Genomic DNA, 20666 nt, shown 5'->3' on the forward strand with positions numbered 1-20666 from the left:
ATGACGAAGTATTCATCCCACTTTTGGCGAAATACCCACTTAAGCTATTTAATCTTGAGGGTATCTATCAAAAATAGTTTTTGATCTACTTTTTGTTCTTTAACGGAAATAACCTCGTAGGATTTACTTGATAAGATATTTTTGTGTGAACTATCAAAATGAACTGTTTTAAATTTTAAATAGTAAGTCCCAGATTCATTTATCACTTTATTAAAAAAGCCTAAATTCCAATTCTTAAAATGGTCTTTATTTACATTTAAATAGCCTCTTGAAAATAAAAACGTGTTATCAGTATAGCTTACAGAACCATTATCGTCAAATCTAATGGTAAGTTCTATGGCTTCGCATTCACGAGAAAGGATTTTTTCATTCGACTTTTTTGATGTAAAGCTTTGAAGTTCTCCAACAGTAGCGTCGATCTTTAACGATTGCAATGTATCGGATAGGTTACTGACAAATAACCTTAAGGGATGTAGACCATTAAGATAGTAGTCTTTAACAATATAAAATTCTGATGTCTTTTCTGAATGAAAAGCAGCATAGTTTCCATTTGCATAATAGACTGTAACAGTATCATCCACATCCATTTCTTCTAGAGTTTTATCAATTTCATGGTATTTAATTACACCTTCAAACTCTTTAACCTCTTTAATCTCAAATCCTCGACTAAACTTACATGCAAATTGCGAAATAAGAATTGCTAATAAAACGGCTAATTTTTTGGGCATGATGAAGTTGTTATTCAGGAACTTGATAGTAATAATCCTAAAATTAATAAAAATGTCCGCATTTGATCTAAGGGCTTTATTTGTCGTCATTTATACCTAAACTAAAATGAGGTTTTCGTGGTCTCTAAGGAAATCCAATCCAGACTATAACTTATTCCTATCCACTTTATTTTCATCACGAGTTTGCCTCGTGCCTAGCAATGACGTGCAATCTATTTCAGGCACTGTGGAAGCTAGGAGCATTATTAAAAATATATTTTACTGAAAGTTTGGTCTTTCACAAATAACTAGAAGATATTTGTTTAGGAATTAGTGATTTCCGCCACAGCGCATGGATATGGATTTAGCCATAACGTAACGACTAATTACCACAACCAAATTGAACCGTAGATGATAGATTATAACAAATACAGCGATACAGAACTGGCCGGATTATTTCGGGGTGGGGATGACGTTGCGTATAAATCTATCTATGATCGTTACTGGCAGTTGTTGTTTAGGTTTTCCAGGAAGCTGTTACAAGATTCGGCAGTAGCCGAAGATGTGGTGCAGGAGGTGTTTACCTCCCTGTGGTTGAAGAGGGATCAGCTGGATGTAAATGTCCCATTAGCGCCATACCTGTATAAGCTTACTAAAAATAAGGTGCTGGATTTGGTAAAGCACAGTAAGGTAGAAGTGCGTTACCTGGAGCACCTGAAACAGGTGATCCAGCTGGGCGAAGCCCTGCCAGATCAGTTGTATGTGGAGAAGGAGCTGTACGATTTGATTGAGAGGGAAATCAAGAATTTACCAGAGAAGATGCGGATCATTTTTGAGATGAGCCGGAAAGAATACAAGACCAATCAGCAGATTGCAAAAGAGCTGGGTATTTCGCAACAGACGGTGAAGAACCAGATGAGTAATGCCATTCGTAGCCTCAAGGGCAAGCTTGGGGATTCAATTAACATTTTTTTAATAATATTTTAATTTGGCATAGTACTCTGTTTGAGGTTGGTCGTTAAACCATTAATTAACCCAATAGCGAAAGCATGGAACAAGAGTACTCCAAGGAGAAAGCACTTTTAGAAAAATTCAATAACGGACTCGCTAAACCGCAGGAAGAGTTGCAGATCAATGCTGCATTCAATCAATTTGCGAAAACCGCAGCAGAAGATAATCGTGAATTTAATGCCAGAGAAGTAGGAGAAAGGATTTGGTCTAACCTACCACCAGCGCAAATACCTGCTAAGACTATACGAATGTGGCCGCGCATAGCCACCATTGCCGCTGCGGTAGCAGCGATAGCTTTTGGCGTTTACTTCTTTAAATACTCCAATACCGAGATCGGGAAACAAGTTCAGGATGACTTGACATATAAAAACGACATTGCGCCAGGTAAGCAAGGGGCAACCCTGACATTGGCCAACGGTAAAACCATAAAATTATCGGATGCTGCCAATGGCAAACTTGCCGAACAGTCAGGAGTAACGATCACCAAAACTGCAGACGGCAAGCTGATCTATGAAATTAAAGATAAAGGTGTAGAGAACAATAAAATAAACACCCTATCTACTGCCAATGGAGAAACATACGACCTGACTTTACCGGATGGGACCTTGGTTAGTTTAAATGCCGCGTCTAGCTTAGCATACCCTGCGAATTTCTCTGCACTGAAAGAACGCAGGGTTAAGCTGACCGGAGAAGGATATTTTGAGGTTGCTAAAGATAAGACTCATCCTTTCATTGTAGCGACAGCCACACAGGAAGTACAGGTACTGGGTACGCACTTTAACATCAATGCTTACGCAGATGAAGCTAGCGTTAAAACTACCCTATTAGAAGGTTCTGTTAAACTATCGTCATTGCGGGGAGTAGAGTCTGAAACAAGTTCAGGACAGGCTGTGCGCCAATCTCAAAATGAAGCAATCCTTAAACCCAATCAACAAGCCACGCTTAAGGCTGGCGAAATAGCAGTTAAAGATGTAGATACAGAAACTGCGGTAGATTGGAAAAATGGGGATTTCATATTCGAGAGGGAAAGCCTGGCTTCCATCATGTGTAGAGTGGCACGATGGTACAATATTGAAGTAAGTTACCAGGGAAAAATAGATGTACAGCAAACCTTTAGCGGACGGGTTTCCCGATCGCAAAATATCTCTGCGGTACTTAAGAGCTTAGCCTCTACAGGCCTGCTACAATTTAAAGTTAATGGAAAGGCAGTAACCGTTTTAGAGAATAAGAACAAATGACATAGATAAACTAAATCCAGGATAAAGAAGAAGAACCATCCTAATACAATTAATATATCAACGAACCACAAACCGAACTAAAGACATGAAAAAAATTCTACAAGAATAGGCTAATACAGCGGCGGGGAGCTTAAAGAAAAACGCGGAAGTGCTCGAACACTTCCACGCTTAAAATTTGAGTTAACCCTTCCCGAATCAAGTTCGGGATAAAACAATTTTGAGACCATTTTATGTATTAACCCAAGAGACAAAAGTATGAAAAAATATGCTTTTAACCCAGGTATGCTACGCTTTGGCATACCGCCAAAAATTCTATTGATTATGCGCTTAATCATAGTTTTATTAACCACTTCAATACTTCAGGTAAGTGCCAGCACCTACGGGCAACAAGTTACCCTGAATGAAAAAAATGTTCCCTTAACCACTGTATTTAAAGAGATACGGAAACAGACCGGCTACGACTTTTTATATAGTGATAAAATGATGGATGATGCTAAAAAAGTAACCATCCAGCTGAAAAATGTAACGCTAGAAACCGCTTTAGAACTGGCGTTTAAAAACCAGCAACTAAGCTATACCATTGAAAACAAAATGGTGACGGTAAAGCAAAAAGAGAAAAGTTTTCTCGACGACATTATTGCAAGATTTCAAAATATTAATGTTAGGGGTAGGGTGGTCGACTCTTTAGGTAATGGGTTATCAAGCGCAACTGTTAAAGTTAAAGGCGGAAAGAGTGTGTCGACCAATGCCAATGGGGATTTCTATTTAGCGGGTGTTGATGAGAAAGCTGTATTGGTGATTTCCAATATAGGCTACAAGGTACTCGAGATAAAAAGGTTAAAGGAGGAACTAGGAGACATAAAATTAGAGTTTTTAAGTAGTAATCTTGCAGAAGTAACTATTGTAAATAAAGGATACTACAATACTGATAAGGATAAAAATACTGGAACTATATCAACTTTTACCACGAAGGATATGGAAAAGCAACCAATAAATAATATCCTGACAGCTTTAGAAGGTAATATACCCGGTCTTCAGATCACTCAAGTATCAGGTGTCCCTGGATCAGAGTTGAGGGTAAGTTTGCGCGGATATAATAGCTTGGCAAATGGAATAGATCCGTTATACATAATAGATGGAATCCCGTTTAATGCTAAAAACTTTGGAGGAGGAGCTGGTAAAAATATGAGTGCGTTTCCATCAATCAGGCCTGAAGATATTGAAAGGATTGATGTGTTAAAAGATGCTGATGCAACCGCTATTTATGGCTCCCGTGGCGCAAACGGAGTTATACTAATCACTACTAAAAAGGGCAAATCAGGGGTGACAAAAATAGAAGCAAGTGTTTACAAGTCTTTTTCAAACGTTCCTTCTCGTCTTGACTTAATGAAAACAAACGAATACCTACAGATGAGGCGAGAGGGTCTGAAAAATGACGGACTTCATGTTGGAGATTTCGATTACGATCTAAATGGTGAGTGGGATACCACTCATAATGTAAACTGGCAAGATGAAATGTTTGGGCATACGGCTCAAACAATTAACGCTTATGCAAATATTTCTGGTGGAAATGAAAATACACAATTTCTTTTTGGCCTAAGCTACCGCAAGGAATCTACTGTGTTTCCAGGGGACTACGAATATCAAGTAGGTTCAGGAATTTTAAACTTCAATCACCAGTCAGAAAATAAAAAATTTAGAGCAGATATCAACCTTAATTATTCTTCAAATTCAAATCGTTTACCTGACGCAGATTTTACATCAAATGTCCTTCGGGCACCAAATAGTCCCAACTTCTTCAATGCTGATGGAACATTAAATTGGCAAAATTCTACTTTTCCAAATCCACTTGCAGGAACCAATATTAACACTACTCTATACCTAAGAAATCTGATTGCCAACTCTGCATTTTCGTACGCAATAATTCCAGAGCTTCAAATAAAAACTAACATCGGATATACCATCAATAATGGTAAATCTATCACATTGACTCCATTCACTGCTTTTGACCCAGCAAACAGTGCCTTTGCCAATGACTTCAGATCTAATCAAAGAGCGATTAATGAATCAAGTACATGGATTATCGAGCCTCAAATGAACTACACAAGGAACTTTGGTTTTCACCATATCGATGCACTGTTTGGTGGTACATTTCAGGGGACCTCTACCGAAACTACAAGTCAGTTGGCGAGTGGATTTTCAAGTGATGCACTTATCAAAAATTATGCAGGTGCTACAACAATTACAGGCCTCACTCTTACAAACTCAGAGTATAAGTATATAGCGGCATATGCACGTCTGGGATATAATTTAAACGATAGGTACATAGTGAATTTAACAGGTCGTCGTGATGGCAGCAGTCGCTTTGGCCCTGGCAGAAGGTTTGGAAATTTTGGATCGGTTGGTGTTGCTTGGATATTTTCAAGAGAGAACTTCATAAAAGACAATCTTCGATTTCTGAGTTTTGGGAAAATTAAGGGAAGCCTGGGAAAGACAGGAAACGACCAATTAGCAGATTACGCTTACTTAAGTGGTTACTCACCTTTGGGGGGAAGTTATGGAGGTACTCCTATTTTACGACCAACAAATTTATTCAATCCTCTTTATAACTGGGAGACCATAAACAAAATGGAAGGTGGAATTGAGTTAGGCTTCTTTAATCGAAATTTGGAATTTGGTGCCAATTATTACCGACACAGAACAAAGAATCAACTAGTAGGATACTCACTACCAACTGTAACAGGTTTCGATAAAGTCATTGCCAATTTACCCGCTGTTCTTCAAAACACAGGGTTGGAATTCGAATTAAACAGCATTAACCTACATCGCCGCAGTTTTCGTTGGCAAACTAGTTTAAATATCAATTTTCCTAAAAACAAACTAGTTTCCTATCCAAATCTAGAAGGTTCCAGCTACGCAGAAATCTATGCCATTGGTCAACCTTTAACTATAAACTACGATTATGTGTACAATGGTTTGGATAAAGAAACTGGGCGTTATACATTTGCGGATTTAAATAAGGATGGAGAAATTACAACTGCTGACCGAATTCCAGTTTTTTATGGAACAAAAGCGAGTGCTGGAATAAACAATACTTTTTCATGCAGTGGTTTTACTTTGGATTTTATGTTTCATTTTGTGAAACAAATCGGCTACAATGGGGAGATATTTTCCGCACCAGGAAACTCAAATGTTAATCAACAGCGAATCGTTTTGGACCGCTGGCGTAGTCCAACGCAATTAGGAAAATATCAAAAATATACTGCAGATTATTCTGCTACATATGACGTGAATGGAAAGTATGTTAGTAGTAATGCCACGGCGTCTAACAATTCCTTTGTGAGACTGAGAAACGTTATGTTATCGTATACTTTACCCAAAACAATACTAAGTGCGATAAAAATGGCAGGTATCAGTGTATACGCGCAAGGTCAGAATTTATTTGTTATTTCAAAATTCACAGGTCTGGATCCTGAAACAGCGACAATTGGATTGCCGCCACTTAGAATCTACAGTTTCGGAGTGAGAGCCAGTTTATAAAAATATCCTATAACACTAATCTACAGACAAATGAGAAAATTAATCAATGCAGTTTTTCTATTTTTTCTAATTATAATTGCAAGTTGTGAAAAATTCGTACAAATCGATCCTCCCGACACATCTCTCATAGCTTCAACAACTTTCTCTTCAGACGGGACTGTAATTTCAGCGCTCGTTGGTATTTACGCTAATTCAATTACACAATCTGCCGATCCATTCATCATTAGTCGCGATGCAGGCCTTTCTGCTGATGAATTGAAGTCATATTCCTTAACACCAACGCTACAACAAATTTACCGAAATAATTTAGATCCTTTTATAGGGCAGCCCAATAATACCTGGGCGGGTGCTTACTATTCTATATATCAGTGTAATGCAATTATTTTAGGCTGTTCAGCATCCTCCTCACTATCTCCTAAAATAAAGAAGCAGGTGATTGCTGAGGCACAATTCATGCGTGCATTTTGGTATTTTTATTTAGTAAATTTCTATGGGAATGTGCCTTTGGTAACTGGTACAGACTATATTAGTAATAAAACCCTTCGTCGGGAAAGTCAAGATAAAATTTATGAGCAGATTGTTTCGGATTTAAGTTCTGCAAAAGATAGTCTGAGTGCTAATTATGTTGAAGGATCAAATCTTGCTAACTCATCGCTAAGAGTAAGAGCGAATAAATCTGCCGCAGCTGCGCTCTTGGCTAGGGTATATCTGTATACCCGAAAATATAGTCAGGCGGAAGTTGAATCCAGCTTTGTCATTGACAATACAGAATTATACGCAATGTTACCACTAAGTGATGTATTTAAAGCAAATAGCAAAGAGGCAATTTTGCAATTTATGCTTCCTCAACCGAATTATTTTGACACTCCTGAAGGAATTGGTTATGTTTTATACTCGAGACCATCTAGTGGCGGAAGTAATTCCAATACGATTAGTACTTCTCTCTTAAATGCTTTTGAAAATGGTGACTTGCGCCTCCAAAATTGGATTGGAAAAGTTACAGATGAAACTGTTACGCCGAATGTTGATTATTTTTTCCCATATAAATATAAAGAAACTTACGGTGGTGCTCAAATAGAGCAGTCCACAGCTTTGCGATTGAGCGAACAATACTTAATTAGAGCTGAAGCGAGAGTTCAACAAAATAAATTAGGTGGAGCTATATCGGATTTGGATGTCATACGAAATAGAGCTGGACTAGCACTTATCGCTAACGTTAATCCTACAATAAATAAGGAAAACTTATTGAGTTCAATATATAGAGAACGTCGGGTTGAGTTATTTACTGAATGGGGCCATAGGTGGTTAGATCTCAAAAGAACTGGTAAGATTGACGAGGTTATGACTGCTGAATCAGTTGTCAAAGGTTCCACTTGGAATAATTTTAAACAGTACTATCCAATCCCTAGAAAGGAAATTCAAAACAATCCTAATATAGTTCAAAATGACGGATATATAAAATAAAATTGATATGAATAAATTAAGAATAATGCTTATCCTGCTTAGATTTATTAGTCTAGTTGCCGTCTTTAATTTGAATTTAAGTCAATATGTTGAAGCGCAGGAATCAAATAATAGTAATCAATATGTGCCCAAGATAGGAGAACCGATAGCAAACTATGTATTCACTGATTTAATTGGTACGGATAAAACGAAAGTGGGAATTTTTGACTCTAAAGGAAAGTGGCTGGTTTTAGATTGGTGGACAACGATTTGTAGCAGTTGCATTTCAAATATGCCAAAATTAAACAAAATGAGGGCTGATTTCCGAAAGGACGTAGAATTTATTCTTATTGGACAGTCTTCCACTGATAAGAACAATTATAGTTATCGGGTTAAAGATGTGTTTAAAAAGTTGAAAAATAAGTATAATCTGGATTTAACAGCTGCTTTTGATAGCGCTTCATTCGATCTTTTCGGATTGCAATCAGTGCCATTTATTTTAGTTGTTAATCCAGAAGGTAAGATCGTTGCGAAAACATACTCTCTTGATTCCGCTGCGTTGAGTGCTCTGATAGATGGTAGAGATGTGAAACTTAATTATTCATACACTAAAGGCGAAACACATAGAATTTCAAAGTGGGATGACCGGCTACCTCTATTAACTAGCGGGAAAATGGCGAATGGTGGCATTGATACCAATTTTTTATACCGGTCTATACTAGCAAAATGGGACAATTCCATGTTTCAATATTTCACTACTGGCTTCTCGGACATTGATAGTATATCCCCCAACATGCTGTACCCAGGAAAAGGGGTTGCATATGGATTCTCTTTGACAGAATTAGTCAAACTTGCAGCATTGGGAACTCCAGAATGGAGCGATGAAGATACTATCTTGTACAAATCTTATTCTCCTGCTTTGCTCCTTGAAACCTCGAATAATAATCGATTTGGTGCGGGAAATGAAACTACAGGTGAAAATATGTATTCTTATAACATTTCAATACCTGGAACAACGCCAGCTCAACTCCGAAAACATCTGCTAAAAGAACTTGAAGACGCTTTTAGCTTTAAGCTAACTATTGAGGATAGAAAAATACCGGTATATAGATTGATTATTTCGAACAAAGCTAACTTTGAACATGCCAAATCAAAAACTGGAAAATTTTCTTCCATTTATAATTTAAATAAGAAAAATTGGATATTAAAAGCTTTGCCATTGAAAAACCTACCTCACAGACTAATTGCCGCAGCAAGACAGGAAAGGAAACAAAAGTTTCCAATTATTTTAGATGAAACACATCAGAATGCCTTACTTGATATTAACTTGCCGTTAGACGATTTTGATTTTACAGAGGTAGTGAAATATTTAAATAAAGTTGGTTTGAATTTAGTTGATGGTACAGCAATAATAAAATGTTTGGTTGTGACAGATGCTTCTGCCTCAAAACTTAGAGAGAAACTTTGAATTTTTCTCCACACATGCTGTTGAGAAAGTAGGTTTTAGCAGCTTATCGAAATACGAACAATGTGTTTTTCTGATACCGTAATGTCATATAGGCAGATTATAAGTATTCGATCTCATTGAAACCTGAAAAGCACTTGATTAAATTAAAAGTAACAGGTTGTAACTGGGCTGCTGAATTAACTATATTTGTTAAACTTAAAATTATTAATAAAAAGCAGATAGTACTGAATTGAAAATATACTAATGATTGCATCTTCTTATCCCACGGTCATAAAACTGGAAATTTTAAACACAACGGGGAATGGAGCAATGCCTGCGATAGCGTGGGCTTGCTTGTTCTGCGTTGTGTAGGTATCCAGTGCCTTTGACCGTAGTTCAGGTTTTGCCCCCGCTGTCGCACGCAGCAGTCACAGGCAGCTCTGCCAAGACAACACATGATATCCTTCGCTTCGCTCTGGATGACAAGAGCAGCGATGCCCTTGCACCAAATATAAATTAACAATGAACTCAACTTGATCACGAGTAGGTGAACACCATCCCTATATACTTTTAATCAATTCTTTTTAATTTTTACCTCAAAATTTAATGAAAAACCAACATCTGACGGAGATGACTTCCACGGCATGGAAAAATGATGCCATTGCCTACCTCAGGTCTCTATATCCGCAATTCCCTATTGAACTGGAGACCGCTTTAATGGCACCCCGCGCGTTACGCGCAAAATATGGATACAAAAGCGATATGCTACTGATCCCAAACATGAAAGCTGACGAGGCACACTACTTAAGGAAAGGCCTCGCCAAATTGTACACCAGGAGTGAACGGGATAAAAAGGAAAAAATCTTTTACATCTGGAAAGAGAACGAAATGATCGTGCTGCTGAATGCTTTTAAAGAGCACCTGCCCAATGAGAAGTTTTATATCGGACTGATGGAAGATGCGGAACTGGTAAGTTTGAGCAATTGCTGCATGGATGGCATCTACAGGTCGCACATTGCAGCGCATGAATTAACACAAAAGATCATGAGCCTGAAAACGGAGCGAAGGCAGGATCAACTGGATATTTTAATGGCCGATAAGGCTGACCGCTACGGGATGTTTGTTGAAAAATTTCCAGGTATCTGTTATCGCTTAACCAACCAGGAAATCTGTGCTTTCCTGGGTATTACACCTTCTACGCTAACGCGTGCTAAGAAAGCTTGATAATTGATAAGCGGCTGCGTCATTTAAAAACGATGCAGCCGTTTTGTTTTCTATTCTGTATCTTGGTTTCTAAATCATGAAAGTAGAAGTTATTGATATTCAGCACCAGCTATTGGGCCATTACCTACAGCCATTCCTGTTTCTGTCTTCAACAGGGATCATGCCACATGCTTACACTACTTTTCCTAATTCAAATCTTTGTCTTTCTTTATACCGCGATAACAACATCAATTACACGCATGCCGGTGGGCAAAACCTTTGTGAGGTAAGCAAGGGATGCAGTACATACCAAAGCCGTTTATATGGTTTCCATACCCAGCCGTTTAATGCAAGGGTTGATGCTCCCTTAGATCAGATTTGTATTTTGTTTCATCCGGGAGCGATCAGGGCTTTTACCGATATTCCTTTTGAGGAGTTAATGGCTGCTGAGAATGCGTTTGACATCCTATTTCCTGTTCATGCGCAAAGCATCCTTGATCGGGTGTTCTCTTCTCCTATAAACTCAGTACGCGCTGCAATTTTAGAAGAGTTTTTGTTGAGCCGGCTATCTGATTTAAGCTTTAGCCCTACTGTTTCGAGCGCCATAAATGAAATGACAGGGAAATCTGCGGATTTGCTGAAGCTGGATGATTTTTCCCAGCGCTGCGGTGTAAATCCTTCTACGCTTTACCGGCTTTTCATGGCAGAGATTGGCCAAAGTCCGAAATCTTTTTTCAACACCATTCGCTTTAGAAATGCGCTCAAATATGTATTGGCGAGGGATGAGGCTTCTTTTACCCATATTGCTTACCGCCATGCTTTTCACGATCAACCTCACTTTAACAAAGAGATGAGGCGCCTTTCTGGCTACAACCCCGCACAGTTAAGAAAAGTGGCCAGCGTGGAGCAAGATTGCTTAGCCTGGGTTGCCGGCTAAAGTCCTGCACGATTTCTACAATTTTTTGCGAGGTAGCTGCGCTACTTTTGAGCAAATTCTAGTGTTATGAAATTTTTTCTTTTTGTGATTTTGACATCTCTTCTGCCTCTGGTTGGTTTTAGCCAGATGAAAATCAATACAGCTGAGGCCGCCGACCCAGGCTTGCAACGCATTGGTGCTTACGGAAAACTATGGGGAGTGCTTAACTACTTTCATCCGGTTATGGGTAAGGGGAGCGTGGACGGCGACAGTCTTTTCCTAAAAAATATTGGTCAGCTTTTAACCGATCCCTCCGAAGCAAATTTTAAACAAAGTCTTGATAACCTGCTTATAGGGGTGAATGATCCTCAGTCGGTAGTTATAACTACTGCTAACAAAGATGTAGGAACAGTTTTAACGGCAAGAAATGCCTTTGGTGTTTTCGCATTGCCGGGAAATCTAACTTATATCGCTCTTCCCCAAACTGCATTTAATAAGTTTTTGCCCCTAGATTCCATTTTATTGAAAAGCCGTTTTAAAAAGGTGATTGTCGACCTCCGCAGCGCATCAATCAACAATGATCTTGGGATAAAGCAATACAGGCTTTTTGTGCAGCCACTGATTGCCAGTATGCTAAACCGAAGCATGATCTTACCTACAGAACGCAGCTTTTTTTATAAAGGCTTGATGCGCCAGGATTTTCCGCAGGACATCAATCTTTTTGATCCGGATAACTATGGGAATGTGGCACACTTGCAGGTTCATCAGGGATTGAAAAATATTGCCGAAGGGGCTTATCTGTTACCTGAAAAAGCAAAAAAGTACAGTGCTGATCAATACTGCTTTGTGATCAATAGGTATACCAATGTAAACTCCGTAAAAGCCGTCATGGCGCTTCGCAACCGTGGGGCTTGCCGGGTTGTTTTCGACGGACGAGTGCCGGAATATTTATATGGTACTTTTTACTATCAGGAATTACCAGGCGGGCTGACCGCAAAAGTAAGGACCTCTGAAGTTATTTATGAAGACGGAACGCTGGGGGCTAAGCCGGATTTGATATTTGAGGGTAAATCAGATACTTCTTTAAATGGGCTATTGATTCAAAACGCCAGTATGTTGTTAAAGAGGGCCGGTACTAGACCCGGTCATCTGCCTGTTGAGAACACCGTTTTTTTTAGAAAGCCGGTAACGACTACTATAAGTAATGGTACTCCTGATGCGGCGCATCGGTTATTGGGACTGTTTAACTTTTGGAATACGATTCACTTTTTTTCGCCCAATAAAAACCTGATTGCGGTAGACTGGGAAACTTCCTTGCCCTATTTTGTAAAGCAGTTTTTGGAGGCGGATACAGACGATAAATATTTTATGGCGCTGATGGAACTGACTGCCGCTATAAAAGATGGACATGGCATTTTAATGAACAAGCTAAGCGGGCGGTCGCCCAAAGGTTTTATGGACGGCAACTTACCTTTTGCTTGTGAGCAAATTGACGATAAGGTATATGTGACATCGATTATGCCAGACCCTGCGCAGAAAACACCTTTGGAGGCCTTGCATTACGGCGATGAAGTCCTTGCCATCGATGGCATACCAGTAAATTCGATCATTAGTAAATGGGAACCTTTATTGGTAGCCTCCAACAGCGCAGGTTTTAGGCGTGAATTGTATGCAACCTGGTTTACTGCCGGTAGCGTGGGCAGTAAGGCCAGTGTTACGGTACTCCAGGATGGGTTAGAAAAGACAATTATTTTAAACAGGATAAACCGCAATGATTACTATAACTTATGGGGAAAGGTAATTCGCCCGATGGCGACCCCGGCGGTTTACCCTCCTAACTGGAAAATTTTAGATGGAAATGTGGGCTACATCCGTATGAACAGAATCTATACCAAAGAACTGGACAGTGTAGCAATGGCATTGAAGGGTTGCGAAAAAATTGTTATTGATGCGCGTGGTTATCCCCGTGATGGTAGTATTGGTACCAACCTTGCCGCCTATATCGCCAGAAAAACAGACACGGTTTCTTATGACGTATTCCCTTTTGTAACGAGTCCGGATTTGAGCAAAAGGCAAATGCTAATGGAATATGCTGTAATTGTGCCCAACGCTAATGTATTGTTGAAGGATAAGCAGTATTTTTTATTGGTGGATGAAGGCATACAGAGTCAGGGTGAATGGAACGTGATTGCCATACAAGGCGTGACGAAAGCCACGACCATAGGACGTACCACTGCCGGCGCAAATGGTATGGCCGTTACGGTAACCCTGCCCGGAAATTACATGACCTTTTTTTCTGGGTTTGGAGAATATTATATGGACCATACGCCCAATCAGAAAAATGGGGTGAAGCTGGACCTGGAAGTAAAGAAGACGCTGAAAGCCGCAATTAACGGGACTGATGATATTTTAGCGCGTGCATTGCTGTTGATTAAGGGGAAATGATGCAAATTGTGATCTCAAACTAGCTTCCATTTTTGGCCAAAAGGGCTTCATCTGGACACTAAGCCGTTATACCTTTGGGTATTGAAAAACGAGATATATGAAAGGAAATCTACTCTTAATGGAAATGCACTGGATGAACGGTAATCGTGGCGACCTGGTTTTTAGAAACAACATGACCGGCGAGCGAGTTAGAATCAAACGCATGTTTTGTGCACTGGATTTTGTGGGTGTCCTGGTGCAACAGTGTAGAGCTTTTGAAGCTGGTGCCTTCAATGCTAAACCGCTGTTTTTATACAACAACAATGAGGGCGTAAGGTGGGTATTTCATTCGCACATCAGGAACGGTAAGGTGCAGGTAGCACTGATGCTGGATCAAGTGGGTAGTCCTTTTGAATTCCGCCCAGTGTTTAGGTGGGAAGGTGCGCTAGGGGATTTTCGTGCCTCGATAAATTGGTTTGTTAATGGACTGCAGCCTTATGGTTTTTTTGATAAAGTAGCGGCATTAGGGAAGCGCTTGTTTGGAGTAGGAGTAGGGAATAGGGAGCCTGGCTTGGTGTTGAAAAGGTATTGCACTTTTTAGAAATTTATTGATAAAATATAAGATTTAATATATTGATATTCAATATTTTGCGGTTTATTTTTTTGAATAATATTTGGTTGTTACTTCAGTGATCAATAATTTAGCTGCATTAATTTGTAGTGCTCGAACCAATATATTAAAATAAAAATGGACGAAAAGCTTTTAGGTATTTCTGATGAAGTGGTATTGAATAAGATCTATTTAATAAGGGGACAAAAGGTAATGCTAGATAGGGATCTAGCGGAATTGTATGGGGTGGAAACGAAACAACTGAAACGGCAGGTAAGAAGAAATCTGGAACGGTTTCCTGGGGATTTTATGTTTGAATTGACGGCAGAGGAACATAAAATTATAAGGAGCCAATTTGGCACCTTAAAACAAGGGGAACATGTAAAGTATAGCCCATTAGTTTTTACTGAACAAGGCTTGGCAATGCTTTCTAGTGTACTTAATAGTACAATTGCTATTCAAGTGAATATTCAAATAATAAGAATATTTACTCGCTTAAGGCAAACCCTGTCTGATAACACAGATATAAGACTTGAAATCCAAGAACTAAAACAAAAAGTTGAAAAGCAATATTTAAAGCAAGATCATCAAGATAAAAACATGGAAGTATTGTTTAGTTACCTGGACGAACTCATGGAAAAGAAGGCTAAGCCTAGAAGAAGAATTGGCTATATGCCAGATGACCTGTAGTTTTCAAAACAATAAAGCTGATTAGTAGCATCGTTAACCACAGCTAAACAAAGTTACGATGAGATTGAACCCATTAAATATTTATATATGGGAAAAATAATAAGGGGGATCCTTGGTGGATTCTCAGGACTGGTAGGTACCGTTGTTGGTGCCAACTGGAGAGGGATTGACACGATTCGTGCACGTCCGAAGAAATCAAACATTCCGGCTACGGTTCCTCAGCTGTCGCAGCAAGGCGGATTTACAATTATGAGTGGATTTTTACAGGAGGTACGCGATGTGCTTTTGTTTGGCTTCCAGAGCTACAAAACCGGACAGACGCCATACAACGCTGCCTTCTCTTACAACCTGAAGCACGCCATTGGCGGGGTGTACCCGATGCAAACGGTTACTTATGCGAATGTTAAACTGGCCAATGGTGGTTTAAGGGGTATATCTGGAGCTGCTGCGGTTTCTGCGGTTTCATCTGAGATCGATTTCTCCTGGACGGTGAACGCGCCTGCCGGTCATGCGCGTTTGACCGATAAGATCACTGCGGTAGTGTTTTGTCCGACGGTTTACCAGTTTGCCTGGGTTGAAAACGTGGTGGCAAGAAGTGCCGGGGAATATACCATGAGTTTGCCTGCTGAGTTTGGTGGGGAAATAGTGCACACTTGGTTATTCTTCGCCAGTGCTGATAAGAAGAAGGTATCGGATAGTGTTTATGTGGGGCCCGTGACGGTGTTGTAATAGGAAAATTAGGTGATCTCGTTCTGAGGCTGCATAATCGCGCTTCGCGCAATGACGCTATGCCTCATCAGAGACACCAAATTTTCTGTCTAAACAACAACACTAGGTTTACGGGGCTTTGTTGGAGGATTGAATTAGCGGGCGGCACGCCGCCCGTTAGTTAAAAAAAAATGTTATGAAGGAGTTGAACTTTATGATGCCGGTGGAAAAGCCGGGAAAGAAGAATTTAGAGAGTTATTTGCTGGGGGTTATACTGGTGCTGGTTTGGTATACCCTGCCAAAGTTGTTTGCACAAATGGATGGGAATATTGGTACGGTTGACCCGGGTATATGGATGCTGATTGTATTGAGCCTGCTCAGCTTTTTAATGGTAATTGGGATGAGTTGGTGGTTGCTACACTGGAGCTGGTGCGCACTGGGTTTGCCGCATCTGAGGACAATGGTTTTACAGTTTAAAGATTTACAGTTATGGCAACAATTAGGGTTTTACTTATGCTGCTTTGCACTATTGGTGCTGGCAGGGGTTGGTGCGCTGATCGCAGTGTTGTAGCCGCTTTGTCCGGAGCGAATGGGTTGTTGTACAATTTTCATGGTTTGTCATCCCGTGTTCCGAGGGATCTTCCCTGGCGGGTTGCAAACAGATCATTCCGGGTTCAGGACGACAACAGGACCAGGCACGACAAGGTGTTGGCGATAGCCAGATCGCAGCTTGGTGTGAGGGAAAAGACCGGGCACAACGATGGGGCAGCAGTGGAAGGTTACCTGAATTATGTAGGGTGTAAGAAGGGGAATCCATGGTGCGCGGCGTTTGTAAGCTGGTGCTTTTGGAAAGCGGGATATTTGGCTCCGCGCACGGCCTGGAGTCCATCACTATTTCCTGCAGAGCGCTTGGTGCAAGTTGGAGTTGGAGATGCAGGCCTGCGCCTGGATGGCGAGAAGGGCCTGGTCATCGGGATTTACTTTCCGGAGTTAAAACGGATTGCGCACTGTGGTTTGCTGGAGCGGATGCAGGGCGACTTCTGCCAGTCGATTGAGGGGAATACGAATAGTCAGAGTAGCAGGGAAGGTAATGGGGTATATCGGCGGCTTCGCCACCGCAGGACGATTAAGGCGTTTGCTGATTGGTTGGAATAAGCGTGTTGAACTCGTTTCAGCAACTCAAAAGCTATTCGCAAGGACAAAGGAGGGAGGAGGGGGGAGATTAGCTTCGCTGAGCTCGCGAAGGGCTCGGTTGCCACGTCGTGCCTCCTCGCAATGACAAAGGAGGGAAAATTTCAACACGAAAGGTGTGAATCTTGACATGAACGGGTTGATTTTCGACATGAAATTTTTGGAATAAAATATTTATAATACTATGGGAAGGTTAAAAAATGGAATAAATGGTCCGGTTTATGGTAAAGTCGGGAATGTAGTTGGGGCAAGTTGCCGCGGCGTGGACTATGTGAGAAAGGCTGCGGGAAAGTCGACAAAGCCGGCTACACCGGCGCAGCAAATTCAACGGGATAAGTTTGCCCTGGTAGTGGGTTGGCTTAAGCCCTTGCTGGATATAATCAATTTGGGTTATCAGGTTTTTCAGGGCGATAAAACGCCCTTAAACTTGGCCTTGTCTTATCACTTGAAGGAAGCAGTAAAGGGCGAAGCTCCTGATTTCAGTATAGATTTCAAGAAGGCAGTTTTTAGTAAAGGTGAACTCCTGATCTCATGGATAATTGAAGTGTTGGTATTGGTCGACCGCATCATTCACATCAAATGGGACAATTTGCCTGCCACTCCGTTTAACAACGATAGCGACAAAGCGACCTTTATTGTGTACAATCCCGCCAGGGAACAATTCGTGACCTTCGAAGATATCGCCATAAGAAACGATAAAGAGGCACGCATACAACTCCCGGATAGTTTCAGTACCGATAAGGTACATTGCTGGATGAGTTATGCCAACGCGGCCCGCGACAAAGTGAGTACGAGTGTGTATTTGGGTGAGCTGCTGATCAGTTGAGCATCCAGCCGAATGCTATTATAATTCAACTAACAGGCTGATAATTCGATAATAAACCTTATCTTTGCGCCAAAATACAGGCGCATTTTATGCAAAAAATTAGAAACATAGCTATTATAGCACACGTTGACCACGGTAAAACTACATTGGTTGACAAGATTTTACACACTTGTTCTATTTTTCGTGACAACGAACAAACAGGTGATTTGATACTTGATAACAACGACCTGGAGCGTGAGCGTGGAATTACCATCGTTTCAAAAAACGTTTCTGTTAGGTATAAAGATTATAAAATCAACATCATTGATACTCCTGGTCACGCCGATTTCGGTGGTGAGGTTGAGCGTGTATTGAAAATGGCTGATGGTGTGTTGTTATTGTGTGATGCTTTTGAAGGTGCAATGCCTCAAACGCGTTTCGTAACGCAAAAAGCCCTGGCCTTAGGTTTGAAACCTATCGTTGTTGTCAACAAAGTAGATAAAGAAAACTGTCGCCCAGAGGAAGTATATGAGCAAATCTTTGAATTGTTCTTCAACTTAGAGGCTACGGAAGATCAGCTGGACTTCCCGGTAATCTACGGTTCTTCTAAACAAGGATGGATGAGTACAGACTGGACTAAGCCAACTACTGATATCTTCCCGTTATTGGATGCCGTTATCGAAAATATTCCTCCTCCGCCAATGTTGGAAGGAACGTTGCAAATGCAAATTACTTCTCTTGATTATTCTTCTTTTGTTGGCCGTATCGCTGTTGGACGTGTTCACCGCGGGGTAATTAAAGAAAACCAACCGGTAACGTTGATTAAGCGTGATGGTAAGATTGTTAAATCAAGAGTAAAAGAATTATACACTTTTGAAGGTTTAGGAAAGATCCGTGCTGCTGAGGTTAAATCTGGTGATATCTGCGCTGTTGTAGGTATTGATGGTTTCGACATTGGTGATACGATTGCTGATTTTGATGCACCGGAACAACTTCCTGTAATCAAAATTGATGAGCCTACCATGAACATGTTGTTCACCATCAACAACTCTCCGTTCTTCGGTAAAGAGGGTAAATTTGTAACCTCTCAGCGTATTAAGGAGCGTTTATACAAAGAGATGGAGAAAAATCTTGCCCTAAAAGTGGTAGAGACTGAATCTCCTGATTCTTATTTGGTATATGGAAGGGGTATCCTCCATTTATCAGTATTGATCGAGACCATGCGTCGCGAAGGTTATGAGATCCAGGTTGGACAGCCTCAGGTAATCATTAAAGAAATTGATGGTAAGAAATGTGAGCCTGTTGAAACTTTGATCGTTGATGTTCCTGGTGAAGTTGCCGGTAAGGTAATTGAATTGGTTACGCAACGCAAAGGTGAATTGCTGATCATGGAGCCTAAAGGTGATCTTCAGCATTTGGAGTTTGAAATTCCTGCTCGTGGTATCATCGGTTTGAGAAATAACGTGCTTACTGCTACTGGTGGTGAAGCAATTATGGCTCACCGTTTCAAAGCTTACGAGCCTTGGAAAGGTACAATTCCTGGAAGGTTAAACGGTGTGTTGGTTTCTATGGATAAAGGTAACACTACTGCTTATTCAATCGATAAATTGCAGGATCGTGGTCGTTTCTTCGTTGATCCGGGTGTTGATGTTTATGAAGGTCAGATTATGGGTGAGCACATCCGTGATAACGACTTGGTAGTAAACATTGTTAAAGGTAAAGCTTTGACCAACATGCGTGCTTCTGGTACTGACGACAATACACGTATTGCGCCAGCGATCAAATTCTCTTTGGAAGAGGCGATGGAGTACATCCAGGCTGATGAGTACATCGAGATCACTCCATTAAGCATGCGTTTACGTAAAATATATTTGACGGAGAATGAGCGTAAGATTAACGCTAAGAAATTCTTGTAGTTAAATTGTCTTAATAGAAAAAGCCCCGGTAACGTTTGTTATCGGGGCTTTTTTATTTAATCGTTAGTCCTGCGGTGCCTTACAAAATATTGGGTAAGGTTGATTGCCATAACCAGGTGGTTGATCAGGTTAGGGATCAGTCCGTAATATTTGGTGAAGATGGAAAAGCGCTCTGTTAGACTTTCCAGGTGTTTTTTCTTGGACATGCCCCCAACCAGGTATTTAGCCACATAGATGTGGGTATTAACAATACTGGAGGCTTTTTTGGTGGCCTTGATGATCCAGTCGATATCTGAACTGTATTTGTACCTGAGGTCGTAAGGTTCTGTAATGCTGCGTTTGATGTAAATGGCCTGGTGACCAACGCTCATGCCATACCTAAAGCTACGCCAGTTGAATTGTTCTGGTGCGCAATGCCGGCGCTGCCCGAGGCTCTCCCATTTTTCGTTAAACATTTCTGTTTCGCCATAATAGATATCGGCCGAATGTGCCGTTTCAAAGACATCAGCAACGGTTTCTGGGGCGTAAATCTCATCACCGGAGTTCATAAACAAGACGTATTCTCCAGTGGCCAGCGCAAGGCCTTTATTCATCGCGTCGTATATGCCCCGGTCCTGTTCTGATACCATTTTGGCCAGGCGGTCTTTGTACTGGTTGATCTTTTCTACTGTGCCATCGTTAGATGCGCCATCAATGACGATGTATTCTATGTTAGGATAGGTTTGGTTAAGCACAGAAAGCATGGTACGCTCAATGTCGTTCACGTTATTATATACGATTGTTATGACGCTTAACTTGGGCTGCATAGTTCCCGTAA

17 protein-coding genes are annotated in these 20666 nt (G+C 40.7%); 15 read left to right on the forward strand and 2 right to left on the reverse strand.

Annotated elements, in window-relative coordinates; all coding sequences use genetic code 11:
* Window positions 1–44 precede the first annotated feature (44 nt).
* Window positions 45–728: a hypothetical protein gene (locus ACXZ1K_RS04765; RefSeq protein ID WP_458972236.1), complete on the reverse strand. Its 684-nt coding sequence runs from the start codon at window positions 726–728 to the stop codon at window positions 45–47.
* Between the two features lie 390 nt (window positions 729–1118).
* On the opposite strand from ACXZ1K_RS04765, the gene ACXZ1K_RS04770 reads away from it, so the two are divergent.
* From ACXZ1K_RS04770 to typA, 15 genes are all read left to right on the forward strand, one after another.
* Complete coding sequence (locus tag ACXZ1K_RS04770; RefSeq protein ID WP_458972237.1) at window positions 1119–1694, forward strand: RNA polymerase sigma factor; 576 nt, start codon at window positions 1119–1121, stop codon at window positions 1692–1694.
* 62 nt (window positions 1695–1756) lie between these two features.
* Window positions 1757–2956: a FecR family protein gene (locus tag ACXZ1K_RS04775; protein WP_458972238.1), complete on the forward strand. Its 1200-nt coding sequence runs from the start codon at window positions 1757–1759 to the stop codon at window positions 2954–2956.
* A gap of 255 nt (window positions 2957–3211) precedes the next feature.
* The gene (locus ACXZ1K_RS04780; RefSeq protein ID WP_458972239.1) at window positions 3212–6496 is read left to right on the forward strand and encodes a SusC/RagA family TonB-linked outer membrane protein; all 3285 of its coding nucleotides are present in this window, start codon (window positions 3212–3214) and stop codon (window positions 6494–6496) included.
* A 30-nt stretch (window positions 6497–6526) separates the two neighbouring features.
* Window positions 6527–7960: a RagB/SusD family nutrient uptake outer membrane protein gene (locus tag ACXZ1K_RS04785; protein WP_458972240.1), complete on the forward strand. Its 1434-nt coding sequence runs from the start codon at window positions 6527–6529 to the stop codon at window positions 7958–7960.
* 7 nt (window positions 7961–7967) lie between these two features.
* Window positions 7968–9407, forward strand: a complete 1440-nt coding sequence (locus tag ACXZ1K_RS04790; RefSeq protein WP_458972241.1) for a TlpA family protein disulfide reductase — start codon at window positions 7968–7970, stop codon at window positions 9405–9407.
* 585 nt (window positions 9408–9992) lie between these two features.
* Window positions 9993–10610 carry a Crp/Fnr family transcriptional regulator gene (locus ACXZ1K_RS04795; protein ID WP_458972242.1) on the forward strand — a complete coding sequence of 206 codons (618 nt, stop codon included), beginning with the start codon at window positions 9993–9995 and terminating at the stop codon, window positions 10608–10610.
* Between the two features lie 76 nt (window positions 10611–10686).
* Window positions 10687–11526, forward strand: a complete 840-nt coding sequence (locus tag ACXZ1K_RS04800) for a helix-turn-helix domain-containing protein (protein WP_458972243.1) — start codon at window positions 10687–10689, stop codon at window positions 11524–11526.
* Between the two features lie 126 nt (window positions 11527–11652).
* A complete protein-coding gene (locus ACXZ1K_RS04805) occupies window positions 11653–13950 on the forward strand; it encodes a S41 family peptidase (protein WP_458972244.1) in 2298 nt (765 codons plus the stop codon).
* Between the two features lie 97 nt (window positions 13951–14047).
* Entirely contained in the window at window positions 14048–14530 is a 483-nt protein-coding gene (locus tag ACXZ1K_RS04810) for a hypothetical protein (protein ID WP_458972245.1), read from the forward strand.
* A gap of 147 nt (window positions 14531–14677) precedes the next feature.
* Entirely contained in the window at window positions 14678–15229 is a 552-nt protein-coding gene (locus ACXZ1K_RS04815; protein ID WP_458972246.1) for an ORF6N domain-containing protein, read from the forward strand.
* 87 nt (window positions 15230–15316) lie between these two features.
* Window positions 15317–15958, forward strand: coding sequence for a DUF6266 family protein (locus tag ACXZ1K_RS04820; protein WP_458972247.1), 642 nt, complete (start codon window positions 15317–15319; stop codon window positions 15956–15958).
* A 175-nt stretch (window positions 15959–16133) separates the two neighbouring features.
* Complete coding sequence (locus ACXZ1K_RS04825) at window positions 16134–16508, forward strand: hypothetical protein (RefSeq protein ID WP_458972248.1); 375 nt, start codon at window positions 16134–16136, stop codon at window positions 16506–16508.
* Window positions 16427–17092, forward strand: coding sequence for a C40 family peptidase (locus tag ACXZ1K_RS04830; RefSeq protein WP_458972249.1), 666 nt, complete (start codon window positions 16427–16429; stop codon window positions 17090–17092). Before ACXZ1K_RS04825 ends, ACXZ1K_RS04830 begins: the two co-directional genes overlap by 82 nt.
* 220 nt (window positions 17093–17312) lie before the next feature.
* Window positions 17313–17954 carry a DUF6266 family protein gene (locus ACXZ1K_RS04835; RefSeq protein WP_458972250.1) on the forward strand — a complete coding sequence of 214 codons (642 nt, stop codon included), beginning with the start codon at window positions 17313–17315 and terminating at the stop codon, window positions 17952–17954.
* An 89-nt stretch (window positions 17955–18043) separates the two neighbouring features.
* A complete protein-coding gene (gene typA / locus ACXZ1K_RS04840) occupies window positions 18044–19849 on the forward strand; it encodes a translational GTPase TypA (RefSeq protein ID WP_458972251.1) in 1806 nt (601 codons plus the stop codon).
* Between the two features lie 56 nt (window positions 19850–19905).
* On the opposite strand, the gene ACXZ1K_RS04845 is transcribed toward typA, so the two are convergent.
* Window positions 19906–20655, reverse strand: a complete 750-nt coding sequence (locus tag ACXZ1K_RS04845; RefSeq protein ID WP_458972252.1) for a glycosyltransferase family 2 protein — start codon at window positions 20653–20655, stop codon at window positions 19906–19908.
* Window positions 20656–20666: the final 11 nt, after the last annotated feature.

Source organism: Pedobacter jaeyakensis, assembly GCF_054461315.1.

Excerpts from the sequence above, each read along its gene's own strand:
- ACXZ1K_RS04765 (WP_458972236.1), bottom strand. The coding sequence starts at position 728 with ATGCCCAAAAAATTAGCCGTTTTATTAGCAATTCTTATTTCGCAATTT.
- ACXZ1K_RS04770 (WP_458972237.1), top strand. The coding sequence starts at position 1,119 with ATGATAGATTATAACAAATACAGCGATACAGAACTGGCCGGATTATTT.
- ACXZ1K_RS04775 (WP_458972238.1), top strand. The coding sequence starts at position 1,757 with ATGGAACAAGAGTACTCCAAGGAGAAAGCACTTTTAGAAAAATTCAAT.
- ACXZ1K_RS04780 (WP_458972239.1), top strand. The coding sequence starts at position 3,212 with ATGAAAAAATATGCTTTTAACCCAGGTATGCTACGCTTTGGCATACCG.
- ACXZ1K_RS04785 (WP_458972240.1), top strand. The coding sequence starts at position 6,527 with ATGAGAAAATTAATCAATGCAGTTTTTCTATTTTTTCTAATTATAATT.
- ACXZ1K_RS04790 (WP_458972241.1), top strand. The coding sequence starts at position 7,968 with ATGAATAAATTAAGAATAATGCTTATCCTGCTTAGATTTATTAGTCTA.
- ACXZ1K_RS04795 (WP_458972242.1), top strand. The coding sequence starts at position 9,993 with ATGAAAAACCAACATCTGACGGAGATGACTTCCACGGCATGGAAAAAT.
- ACXZ1K_RS04800 (WP_458972243.1), top strand. The coding sequence starts at position 10,687 with ATGAAAGTAGAAGTTATTGATATTCAGCACCAGCTATTGGGCCATTAC.
- ACXZ1K_RS04805 (WP_458972244.1), top strand. The coding sequence starts at position 11,653 with ATGAAAATCAATACAGCTGAGGCCGCCGACCCAGGCTTGCAACGCATT.
- ACXZ1K_RS04810 (WP_458972245.1), top strand. The coding sequence starts at position 14,048 with ATGAAAGGAAATCTACTCTTAATGGAAATGCACTGGATGAACGGTAAT.
- ACXZ1K_RS04815 (WP_458972246.1), top strand. The coding sequence starts at position 14,678 with ATGGACGAAAAGCTTTTAGGTATTTCTGATGAAGTGGTATTGAATAAG.
- ACXZ1K_RS04820 (WP_458972247.1), top strand. The coding sequence starts at position 15,317 with ATGGGAAAAATAATAAGGGGGATCCTTGGTGGATTCTCAGGACTGGTA.
- ACXZ1K_RS04825 (WP_458972248.1), top strand. The coding sequence starts at position 16,134 with ATGAAGGAGTTGAACTTTATGATGCCGGTGGAAAAGCCGGGAAAGAAG.
- ACXZ1K_RS04830 (WP_458972249.1), top strand. The coding sequence starts at position 16,427 with ATGGCAACAATTAGGGTTTTACTTATGCTGCTTTGCACTATTGGTGCT.
- ACXZ1K_RS04835 (WP_458972250.1), top strand. The coding sequence starts at position 17,313 with ATGGGAAGGTTAAAAAATGGAATAAATGGTCCGGTTTATGGTAAAGTC.
- typA (WP_458972251.1), top strand. The coding sequence starts at position 18,044 with ATGCAAAAAATTAGAAACATAGCTATTATAGCACACGTTGACCACGGT.
- ACXZ1K_RS04845 (WP_458972252.1), bottom strand. The coding sequence starts at position 20,655 with ATGCAGCCCAAGTTAAGCGTCATAACAATCGTATATAATAACGTGAAC.